Here is an 11,368-nt window from a genome sequence, read left to right as displayed (position 1 = left end):
CCTGTTACGGTGTATAATTTTCAGGTAGATGAGTTTCATACATATCATGTTGGTGAAATTGGTGTTTGGGTTCATAATGCAAATGCAGATTATAACTTAAGTGAAACCGTGTATCGCAAAATAGGTGAAGATGACACGATTTCATTTGGTGAAAATGAAGAGACTGTTAAATATCGAAGAGTTCAAGGAGGAGATGGCAGCAGTAATTCTAGTCAACAAAAAATAACGGTAAATGAAAACGGGTCAATTTCAATTGCTAACAAGGATAAAAATTTAAATATTAGCATAGATAACGGAGAACATTCAACTTATTTTAAAAATGAAGTTCGAGGAAATGAAGCATATACAGTTGAATTTGAGGTACCAAAGTGGTTTGATGACTTATTACAAGAAAATACAATAAGCCAAGATGGTTATCGCTCAAATCCGTTGAATCAAGGGGGAACTGCTCCAAAGCTAACTGATATATCTACACCTGGTCGAAGTTATGAATTACCAGCACCATGGTCTGAATGGATAGAAGAAGTTGCCACTAATGGGAAAATTATAGAGCGAAATCTAAGGAGAGTGCGTAATGGATAATAAAATGCGTATTATGTCGGAAGAATTTGAAAATACAAATACTGGTGAAAAGGTAACTGGTGTTACAGTTATGATTGATGGTAAATTAAAACAAGTGTTTGATGTTATGATTAAAAAAAGTGGTGGGGAAAAAAGTTATTTAGAAATGTTGCAAGAGGTGCTTGTTATGGGTATAGATGAGTATATAAAAAGGTTAAAGTAGAGTAATTGTTGCAATCAATAAAGTCATTTCAACAGACCCTGAAACAATGGAAACTTCTCCGAAAACTGTTCTTGAAACCTACATAAGAGAGGTAACAACGCTTGTTCATCTCACTGTGAACGGTGAAGAAATCGTTACAACTGTTGACCACCCGTTCTATGTAAATAGTCGTGGCTTTGTCAAAGCAGGAGAACTTGCAATCGGTGATGAACTTCTTGACCCAAACAAAAACATTCTTTTAGTTGAAAATTTTGATGTTGAGTTGACAGAAGAACCTGTTAAGGTTTATAATTTTGAGGTAGAAGATTTTCATACTTATCATGTTGGTAGATTGGGTGTACTGGTGCATAATGCTGGCAAAGAATATGGAAAACAATATTTTCCAGAACGGCAGAAACTGGTTAAGAAAGGAAAAAATATTAGCAAGATAAATCGTGTCACAAGATTAGAGGCAGAAGATTATGTAAATAGATGTAGAGCAGCTGGACTTGGCAAGGATAAAGTTCGTATAGCCCCACCGCATTTCAATAGAATGGATCCAGCAAAATTGGCTGAAGGTATATCAGGTAAGCCGCATTTACGTGTTCCTTCAGGCAAAAATTCTCATGTGGAAATTATTGATTAGGAGAGTGAGAGAATGAAGTTGTATAGAAATGGTTATGTTGTATCCGAGGTAAAAGATAATGATTATACATATAATGTATGGCCGTTTGAAGATGTAGATGATGATAAGAATGCTATGATGTTAACTGAGGAAGCAGATAACACTTGGTTTCTGCAATATGATATGCAACATATTGTCCCTGATTTTAAGTTTGTATATAAATATTTTCAATATTGTCAAAACAATGGGCTAAAGTCGAATATTCTTTTGTATGAAACAACTAACAAAGAAATCGTTGTTCCTGAAATTAAATTACCAACTAAATTATTAGGTTTTGATTGCATTGGTAATGTATATTATTCGTATTTAAAAAATGAATATAACTATTTTAAAGACGATTTAAATGCAAAAGGTATATATGTCAATAAATATGGGTTATTGGATTCTTTAGAAGATGTTTTGACTTATATAAGCTTAAGACAAAAAGACATTAGTTCTGGAATACAGTTGGAAAATTTCTGGAAAGAGCTCCCAACAAAGATTAGTTGTGTCAAATTGTAAAAGTGTATTCATTTAGCAATGGGATTAGTCGCAATCAAAAATATAAAAGCAATAAAACTAATAGTTGGCAATTAAAATTATTTTACTTTAACAATATGGAGGTAATAAAATGCCCACAAACCAAGAAAAAGTTTCACAGCTTTTAGATACTATTAGGAGTAGTAGTAAAATACAACTGTATAAACTCTGACTATTATTGAGAACAAAGACGATTTTTACGACGAGTACTACTACATGAAGCCCGAATGTGAAAAAAGCCGTTGGGAGAAATTCAAAGACGGTTGCAAAAAGGTCGACGAGTGGTGTAAGAAACATTGGAAAGAGATTCTCATCACAGTAACAATTGTAATAGGAGCAGTATTAGCTATAGTTGCTGTTGTTGCCACTGGTGGGATGGCTCTTGTGCCATTATTAACCACTGTGCTTACAACGTTTGGAGTTTCTGCAGGTCTTGCTACAACAATTGCAACGATAACTAGTCTTTCTGTTGCTACAATAGCGAAACTTTCAGATTTTGGTTCAGGTACATTAAATATAAATGACACATGGGGAAATATTTATAATTCGGTTTTTAATACATTTCAAAATATATTAAATTGGACAAGTACAATATCGAATTGTTTTTATTCCATTGGTTCTATTTATAGTAGTGTAAAAGGATTTTCAAATGTCGATTTAAGAAATTATGGAAAGCAATGGACAACTAATCCTCAATTTCGTTCAGCCATAAGCGGTGCAAGTGAATATAATTTCACACTTAAATCTGATTCGTCAACTTTCTGGTCTGGAATTGGAGATGAGGGTATATGTAACGGAGATCAAATAGCGGCAAATTGTGCGGATAAAATGGGAAGATCTACTTTGGAAACAACTCTTTCATCGAAGGGTGTTGAACTTCCAAATTGGGATGTTTCCAATCCTTCTACAATAAGCGCATGGAATAGTGCTTCTTCCTCCTACGCAATGCATTCTTTAGGGAATGTGGAAGCGTTACTCGGAAATACTGTTCGACCAACCAGTGTATGGAATGTCTTTGAACGTACTATTTTAAGAATAAATCCTAATGTAGGAAATATCACAATATATACGCCTACTGCGGTTAATGTGATTACGCATACTACTCAGGTTGGTTCACTAATAAGGAGTTTGTTTATAGGAACTTCTCAGACGGGAATATTATTAAATGATTGGAATAAAAAATGAAAGAAATTAAAATTACAGGTACGAAATGGTATGTCGATATTGAGTACAAAGAGAATATCGCAAGATTTGGTGGGGAAATGTGCGTAGATGGTTTTTATGCAACAGTAAATAGTATATCTTGGATAAAACATCAAGGATATATCGAGAAGAATGAATTGACTGAACTTATCAAAGCGGTGCGAAAGCAAAATAAGAATAGTTCATTCAAAATTGAGTTTGTAAATGATGATGGAAGCGAATATAAATAATATATGCTGGATTTTTACCGGGTAAAGGAGTGGTTTATGAGATACAATAATGAAGTATTTGTAAAATATAGAATAGATAAAAATTCTATTGTTTTTTGGGCTTCGGACATTAATGAAAATATTTCCGATGTTGTGACTATTGACTAAAATGTGGCTGATGCTATTGATTTTGCAATTGCTCTAAATGTGCAACATGGTTCTAATTATGAGAATATTGAATTACATTTTGGATTCTCACGAGAAGAGGAAAATCTTTTTAATGGGGAAAATTCTCCAACTGTTGAAGAGTTTAAAAGGAGAGCAAATGAATTTGGCTCGGAGGTTATGAAAGATTTTGTTCATGAGGCATTACAGTATGTTGAATTTAACGATAATTTAGACATTGTGGATTTTGCTAATGGAAGTACTGATAGAATGATATCCTATAGTGGAGATATTATTTCGACAAGGTATGACGATCAGGATTTTTTATCTGATATTGATCCGAATAATATACAGTATAAATTTGAGAACAGTAGCAGTAATTTTCTGGAAGCTCAACAGGAATATAATAAGGCTGTAATGGATGGCAGAATCGATCCTAAATCGGAGTTCATATCAAATAATGGTGGTATTGATCAAATTCGCAATAATATAAATTACGATGTTAAATCTACTTTGGGTGCTTATATTGATGGTGAACTTGTAGGAGAAAAAAAGAAGAGAGCAGATAAATATAAACAGCATATTGATGCCTTTATAACATTTTTACAAGATTAACTTAATGAGGGATTTGTTTATAATGAAACATAAAACCATATTTTCTACGATGATAATTATTACTTGTATTCTTATAATATTTTTGGCTATTGTAATAGGTTTCGGAATATGGTTCTTAAACAGTGATAATGAAACAGAAGCTGATTTACAGTGGAAACGAAAAACCATTAACGATTGTATTAATCAAACAAGTCAGAATTATGATGAGATACGTGAGTTGGTTTGTGATCCGGGTTCTGATGTTGCACTTTTGGGACACGATTATGATTTGCTCAGCAAATTAACGAATCTTGAAACAATTACTATTGTCGGAATCAGTGACGCTTCAGATGCACAGAACTTTTTTGAAGAGTTAACTAAACTAAAAAAATTAACTTCTGTTAATATTGTAGATTCACCTATTGGTTCAATAAGAAAGCTGGCAGATATCAGAAGTCTATCAAGTTTGTGCATTAGATCTAATCCTTATGGGGGTGCTCGTTTTAAAATTGACGATATTAACTTGCTCGGAACAGAGGGAAGCTTCAAGAATTTAAAATCGTTGGAATTATACGATGTTCAAATTGAAACTTTACCGGATTTATCCGAATTAACGGAATTGAAATCACTTTCAATTTCAGGAGCTGATTTTACCAAGCTGGATGATGAAAGTGTTAATTGGGAGAATATTGTATCCCTCAATATAAATTCTACGAATATACACTCAATTGATAAAGAAATTATAAATAAACTTTATAATCTAAAAGCTTTAGATGTTTCTTATTGTAATATTACAGACATAAGCTTTGTGTTAAACTTACCAAAATTAGAAGAGTTCTCATATTTAGGCCATGATACTCATGGAATTGATTTGAAATGCTTAAATGAACATCCAAATTATGATGAAGCTTGGATGAAAGATTAAAAAGTTTAATAGAAGATAATGTTATGAAAGTAATATCAATTGAATATCCAACTCCGTTGAAGAATTGTAACATAAAAAATGATAATATTGATATTTTTGTCAAACTGGAAAACGGAAATAAATATTGCATTACTGTTGCAACAATCGATTGGATAAGCGATCATGTGGGAGAAAGGCATTTACCAAGCGGATCACCTGATTTAATAGTTAAAGAATTACAAAATCAGTTGATTGAAGATGCTGTTAAAGAATACTCAGGGGATGACGCATACTGGCTGCGGGTATTCAGTATGTCTTATGGGGATGAAGTTCCTGATTGATATAAACTTAAAACTTTATGACAATCAATATCAATCTTAGAAATAATCAATCGTGATAAAATATTTAATTATGCTTTAACTTTTATTCAAATGTTTTGAAGATAATGATGTTCAAGAAGGATCAGAAGTAAATGCTTTTCGACACACTTTTTGGATTTCAATTATAACAAGTAAGTGGGGAGAGAATATAGGCTTACAAGCTGGTAATGCTCATGAAAAAAATCAAAACGTTATTCATGAAATCAAAGATATATACTCGCATAGGTTTAAAACTTTAGGTGATGCTGATCAAGCAGTTGATTTGTTAAACAATGTTATTGGACGGGAAATTTGAAAAACAACATCAATTGATAGTACATCCAAAGATATAGCAAAAAAAGTATTAGATTACTATTATACAAATGGATTAAATATTGTGAAGGAAACCTATGATGGATATTATGTGACTGTAAAAGAACGACTTTCATACGAACGATACAAAGATGATTTAATTATATTGGAAACACTTGATGAAAACGGATTTCAACCAGATAATAAATACTATAATAAAAAAGGTGATTGAATTGGTCAAGAAATATATTAGAGTAATTTTGATTGGAGTATTGTGTATGGGAGTTATACTGAGCATTTTTTCAATAATAAATTATCGTCATTCAAAATCGTTAAAGGATAAAATTATAAAAAAATGTAATGATGATACCGAGATTATTATACATATGTCTGATTTTACTGGCTTTGAATGGGATAAGTGTATTGTATATGGACCGTCAACGCAAACGAAAGATATATGTGATGCATTTGATATAAATTATAATACATATCTTGATTTGAATTATGGAATTATCTTCCTTAATAATAACGATGTTACTTATGAAGAATTTTTCAAAGTCTCAGATCATGATTTTACAAATAAAATTCCAGAATTTATTATTTATCCATATAGACAAAACGAAAGTACACAAGTAAAATATGCAAGTTTTGAAAAGAATGAAGCGGAATTTAAATGTATAAAGAAAGATTCTGATAATGGCTATTATTATAGGCTTTACCCTATTAATTAAGTCGACATCGCACAAAGATTTTGGGTTACACTTGATTTTAAATAAGAGCATAAAGTGGTAACAAATGATCCAACGGCAACGACGGATGTATGTTGGTAAGCAGAATGGTATGCGTTTTTGAAAAACAATTAATGTGAGATGGAATTTTTATTATTTGGAATACTGTATCGAGGTTTAAACTATGAGAAGATGCGAACCACTAAACACATAAAAAGCAAACAGATAATTGAACTTAGAAAACATATGGCACTATTGAAAATGGTTTTGCACCTTGTTAATACTATATACCATAAATTTGGAAATGATTATTGCAAAGCAATAAAAAATAACATTACATCAATAATAAAAAATGATCCTGAATATGCCGTAAAATATTATCACCCTTTATTAATGATAATGCTGATTTGAAATCACTGAAATCAAAAGTGCTTAAAATTGACAGCAGCATATGCAATGTTGATGATGTTATCAGCTCGATAAAATCATCAACGCAGACCCAAGAGGACAAAATTGAATCACTTGAGTCATTGAAAGAAAATATTAATGAATACATTTCCGATGTTGTGACTATTGACTAAAATACGGCTGATGCTATCAATAAAAGCAAGAATGATTTTTATGATAAATATGAATACCTGAAACCGGATATTGAAAAAAGCTGGTTGGAAGAAAAAGTGGATAGTGCTTGTGAGTGGTGCAAGAAGCATTGGAAAGAGATTCTCATCACAGTAACAATTGTAATAGGAGCAGTATTAGCTATAGCAATGGTAACAAGTGTTTCAAAGCTAGCTAATTTTGGAACTAGCAATCAATTATTAATTAACATTCCAAGAACTTTTGAATTTACATCAGGTTTATCAGGTCTATTTTCATTAAATGGAAGCATCATCAATTGGTTAAAGGAGAAGTGATAATTGAAAATGCATATGGAATTTGTAACAGTAGGCAAAGCAAGTAGCGATAAAATTCATGTAAAATATAATGATAAAATAGCAACATTTCATGGAGAAATAGGAATAGATTATTTTTTGGTGCTTGCTAATAAAATAGAGTGGTATCCAAATAAAAAAGCAACAATTAATGAAAAAATAGAATTGATGACTATAGCAAACAAAACCTTTTTGGGTGAGAAACGGTTGTATTTTATAGCAGATGATGCAATATGGTTTGATTGGAAAGGTTCTCCTTTAATTGTTATAGAAAATAATATTATAAAATCAATAAAAATATCATGTGTTTGTGAAGTACTAGCTGAAGTTGATGAGTTTAACGATATTTCCGATTTTTGTTATCTAAAAAAATATATTGCTGAATTAAAAAAAGCAAAGAAACTTTGTAAAAAACACTCCATTAATAAGTATGATGGTTATGGACATAAAAAATTTTATTATAAGTGTACAAAATGTAGAAGTGTTTGGGCTTTAACAGAACCTGACGGCAATTTTAACGGAAGATTGGAAAAACTATAGGTTTATAGCTTTAGACACGATAAAATATATGATCAATTATATTTCCAATCAAAAGTGTGGAATTGAAAAAATAAGCAGTAAAATAGCGGAATATATTTTACGTTTTGATAGTGCTGATAAGAGTAAGTACGTTTTTTTTACGATAAGTATGAATACTTAAAACCGGATATTGAGGATGGAGAATGGCGAGATCATGTATGAGGCTTTCAGAGATGCGACTGACAGAACTGCAGGGTGGTCATTCTCAGATGAGACTTACATAGCAACATTAGACTGGAAGGAGAAATAATAAATGAAAAAAGTCATCAGCCTTATTTCGAGCTTAGCATTGGTGATATCTCTGAGTAGTTGTGCCATTAAAGAAACGCCTATCATAAACGGTGTTGAGTATAAATATAACGATCAGTTCTACGCAGATACGGTAGATCAATTATTGACATACATAGACGATGGGGATAAAGACGGCGTAAAATCCTTACTGTGTAACGGTCTGAAAAATTCAGATGGTATTGACGCTGATATACAAGCGCTGATTGATGGATTTGAAGGCGATATAATTCGCACGACAGAGTATGAAAAGGATACTGTGAGCGCCAGTTCTTCAGGAAAAAATTATACCAGTGCTTTTCTTTCCAGATCATTTTATATTATCACGGATAAGCAAAAATATGGGGTATATATAGCAGTTTGTCCCATCGATGAAAAGCATGATGATGGGGAAGATCTGGTCGGCGTTTATAACATATCCATAAATACTTTGGATTATGAGTCCGGTGATATCGAGTGTAATACTGCCAATACTATTGAAATTGCAGACCATAACTGCTGCGTTGCTTCCGGTTATGGCGACAGCAGCAGTTATATAGTGGCTCAGACGGGCAATAAGTACGAAGTTATAGATATTTACAGGATAATCAATCCTCAAAGTATTGTAAAATATAATGATATAACCGCATGGAACAGCAGAGATTTTCTGAGCTTTAAGGAAAAATTCGGCGCTCCGTATGCCGAATCTCTTGACAATGACAAGGAACATGTTTTAGCCGATGTATATATGTATGAAATTTCAGATAGCAATAAATATGCGATCGTGGCTGTTGGCAGAGATGACGGCTCGATCAATGCGCTGTCTGTTAAGGATATAGACAGCCGTTGGAGCGAAGATAATAAATATGAATATATTTTAGAGAATGAATAGATTAAAGGCAAGGAATTAAATAACAAATGAGCAGCGAAATAATCGGAACAAAATTCAAGTGAACGGTATTAACATTGACACCGTTTTCTTCACACCATTTATGCACTGTAAGTCAGCTACTTTTCTGTGCCTGGATCTGGGCTGACCATTCAGTCAGGCGAAATTCGTTCTTTACCGTTGCGATCGTTGTTTTCATTATCATTATCTTTATCTCCACATCTAATTTGGTCTAAGCAGCTCTATAAACTTTTTGAGATTGGGTAATTTACTCTATCGAGTTGCTTGAAGTTTATTATACTTCTTTAGTCATCGGTGGGGTAGATGCGGAGGGTTTGACGGTTACATTCAAATTCACAACGTCAATGATAGATGATATTTTAGAAGATGTCCCCGTTATTGATACAAATAGATATATTTGATGTAAAAATAGAAAATGTTTATTCGTCGTTTGGTGGGAAAGGAAATGTTATGAAATTGGAAAAACAAATTACAAATGGAGAGCTGCTTGAACTTACAAAAAAAGCATTTGAAAATAATGAGGTTGCTGAGTTCCTTTGCGGAGAGAAAGGATATGCTTGTCCTATAAGTCACTTTGTTCCAGCAAATGTACCAACGGATTTTAGTAGAATTATAGATTTTGGAGTATACAAACTTTATGAGGAAACTAAAAATGAAAAAATTGTTGCCAAATTCGAAGAAGCCATATTGTATCTTCTTGATTGCGATCCAGCAAAGAATTGGATAGCGTTTATGGTATGTTGGAATCAAATTAGGAATGAAAAAAGACACGAAGCACCATTTAAATTCATTAATCAAGAGTTAATTGAGAAATTGAAGGAAACGCTATTAAAACACGAAAAGGAGCTTCGTGTTTGTAAGGAATGGCAAGGTTGGAATGAAGAAAATGGGCTTTGGCAGGAAATTACAAGAATTAATAACATTGCAACTAAAGATTATGGGGTGAGTATATTATGAATATAGACGAAATATTTAGTAAAGGTGCATCTTATTTAATATCTGAAAAAGGTTATGAAGACTATATTTCAGGCAAAGATGTTACATTGTGACGTCCTGTTGGAGATGATACTGTTGTTTTGGTTGCACCAAGTGCCGAAATTGATGAAGCTATAATTAAAACCAAATCCGGATGTTAACCCTAATATAGAAGAAATTGGCAACACGAATTCAATAAATGGAATCCCAACCAAACAATTAAATAATCTATATAATTCATTAGGAAGAGATTCTGAGTGCTTACGTTTCATTCATTGTATTTACTATACAAGCGCAGCAAGAGGTTTTATAAGGGTTCTCTTTAAAATACCCTTAAATACTTTTATTATTGTGAGGTTTAGACTATGGCATTTGTTAATGAAAAGCTGACTCCAACGCAAAGAGAGGAACTGGCTAAGAAAAAGATTAAGAACCCATACGGGAGCTTTAGGGACACGACAGAAGGTATCATGCCCCTGTACTTAACTATTGACAAAAATTCTGAAACATGGTTAGCACATTGCTATAACCATCATGACACGAATAATGATATAGAGGAATTTATCTTTATGTATAAATCAAATCCGATACCTGTTCAAGCAATAAAGAGTATTCATGAACAACAAGTTTGTTGGAAAATAACACGTATTGATTTCCCAAAAGGATTGCTAAACGATAAAGAACACCTTCAAATTTTGTTAACTGACGCGTTCAAAGCTTACAACATATCCGGATGGCCTGGCGAAGAAAGTGGACAGGCTAAGGTAATATATGGCTATGAGCAAGGATGTGTATTGTAATGTTGACGTTATTGGAAGCATTAGATGAGCTCAATTCAAAATCAGAAAGTGAACTTACGCTTGATTATCTTGAAGAACTTGCTAAAAAAGTATCTATCGAACCTGTGCCTCATTTAACGATTAAAGGCTCTGAGATGACCTAAAATTGGTCTTATCAGAGCCTTTTTTTTACATTATGCTTTTTAACGAAATGTCATTTTAGGTTGTGCATTTATTCTGGCAGCAGGATGCAGGTGCAGAAACCGGGTTCGGGCTGATAGCAATATGTGGTGAGGTCTTTCCCAATCTCAGGGCTAAAATCCTTCAGCGTGTGCTTTGTGCCGTTGAGTGCTACATCTGCGTAAGATACCAGCCATTTTCGATCTCCGTTGCGAAATACTTCATAAAAAGACCGATTCAGCATTTCTTCCACGGGCACACCCTCAACTTATGTATGCTAAAATAAAACTGAGCCAGTCAGGGCA

Annotated in this window: 14 protein-coding genes and 2 pseudogenes; all 16 read left to right on the top strand. The window is 32.9% G+C overall.

The window, feature by feature from the left end:
- Positions 1-582 (top strand): annotated as a pseudogene (locus QVO88_RS07980) (hypothetical protein); the annotation flags it as partial.
- Complete coding sequence (locus QVO88_RS07975; RefSeq protein WP_022287973.1) at positions 575-784, top strand: hypothetical protein; 210 nt, start codon at positions 575-577, stop codon at positions 782-784. The pseudogene QVO88_RS07980 and the gene QVO88_RS07975, both read left to right, overlap by 8 nt.
- 4 nt (positions 785-788) lie before the next feature.
- Positions 789-1,409, top strand: a pseudogene (locus QVO88_RS07970) (polymorphic toxin-type HINT domain-containing protein); the annotation flags it as partial.
- Positions 1,410-1,421: 12 nt separating this feature from the next.
- Positions 1,422-1,949, top strand: coding sequence for a hypothetical protein (locus QVO88_RS07965; RefSeq protein WP_022287971.1), 528 nt, complete (start codon positions 1,422-1,424; stop codon positions 1,947-1,949).
- Between the two features lie 234 nt (positions 1,950-2,183).
- Positions 2,184-3,152 (top strand): hypothetical protein, encoded by a 969-nt coding sequence (locus QVO88_RS07960; RefSeq protein ID WP_022287970.1) that lies wholly within the window; start codon positions 2,184-2,186, stop codon positions 3,150-3,152.
- Entirely contained in the window at positions 3,149-3,400 is a 252-nt protein-coding gene (locus tag QVO88_RS07955; RefSeq protein WP_022287969.1) for a hypothetical protein, read from the top strand. The genes QVO88_RS07960 and QVO88_RS07955 overlap by 4 nt, the downstream gene beginning before the upstream one ends.
- A 150-nt stretch (positions 3,401-3,550) precedes the next feature.
- Positions 3,551-4,159: a hypothetical protein gene (locus tag QVO88_RS07950; protein WP_022287967.1), complete on the top strand. Its 609-nt coding sequence runs from the start codon at positions 3,551-3,553 to the stop codon at positions 4,157-4,159.
- Positions 4,160-4,181: 22 nt separating this feature from the next.
- Positions 4,182-5,063 carry a leucine-rich repeat domain-containing protein gene (locus QVO88_RS07945; protein ID WP_022287966.1) on the top strand — a complete coding sequence of 294 codons (882 nt, stop codon included), beginning with the start codon at positions 4,182-4,184 and terminating at the stop codon, positions 5,061-5,063.
- 23 nt (positions 5,064-5,086) lie between these two features.
- On the top strand, positions 5,087-5,383 hold the full coding sequence (locus QVO88_RS07940) for a hypothetical protein (protein ID WP_022287965.1): 297 nt from the start codon (positions 5,087-5,089) through the stop codon (positions 5,381-5,383).
- Positions 5,384-5,991: 608 nt separating this feature from the next.
- Complete coding sequence (locus QVO88_RS07935) at positions 5,992-6,444, top strand: hypothetical protein (protein ID WP_265290676.1); 453 nt, start codon at positions 5,992-5,994, stop codon at positions 6,442-6,444.
- Between the two features lie 662 nt (positions 6,445-7,106).
- Positions 7,107-7,355 carry a hypothetical protein gene (locus QVO88_RS07930; RefSeq protein ID WP_265290675.1) on the top strand — a complete coding sequence of 83 codons (249 nt, stop codon included), beginning with the start codon at positions 7,107-7,109 and terminating at the stop codon, positions 7,353-7,355.
- Between the two features lie 3 nt (positions 7,356-7,358).
- The gene (locus QVO88_RS07925; protein ID WP_022287963.1) at positions 7,359-7,913 is read left to right on the top strand and encodes a hypothetical protein; all 555 of its coding nucleotides are present in this window, start codon (positions 7,359-7,361) and stop codon (positions 7,911-7,913) included.
- A 292-nt stretch (positions 7,914-8,205) separates the two neighbouring features.
- Entirely contained in the window at positions 8,206-9,111 is a 906-nt protein-coding gene (locus QVO88_RS07920; RefSeq protein WP_022287961.1) for a DUF5104 domain-containing protein, read from the top strand.
- Positions 9,112-9,507: 396 nt separating this feature from the next.
- Positions 9,508-10,086 carry a hypothetical protein gene (locus tag QVO88_RS07915; protein ID WP_038671452.1) on the top strand — a complete coding sequence of 193 codons (579 nt, stop codon included), beginning with the start codon at positions 9,508-9,510 and terminating at the stop codon, positions 10,084-10,086.
- A gap of 383 nt (positions 10,087-10,469) precedes the next feature.
- Positions 10,470-10,904, top strand: a complete 435-nt coding sequence (locus QVO88_RS07910) for a hypothetical protein (RefSeq protein WP_022287958.1) — start codon at positions 10,470-10,472, stop codon at positions 10,902-10,904.
- An 11-nt stretch (positions 10,905-10,915) separates the two neighbouring features.
- Positions 10,916-11,047, top strand: coding sequence for a hypothetical protein (locus QVO88_RS07905; RefSeq protein ID WP_288177893.1), 132 nt, complete (start codon positions 10,916-10,918; stop codon positions 11,045-11,047).
- The last annotated feature ends 321 nt before the right edge of the window (positions 11,048-11,368 follow it).

The organism is Ruminococcus sp. CAG:57 (assembly GCF_000435935.1).
GTDB classification, from domain to species: Bacteria; Bacillota; Clostridia; order Oscillospirales; family Ruminococcaceae; genus Hominimerdicola; species Hominimerdicola aceti.
The sequence above is the reverse complement of the archived record's forward strand: the minus strand, read 5'-3'. Positions and strand labels throughout refer to the sequence as shown.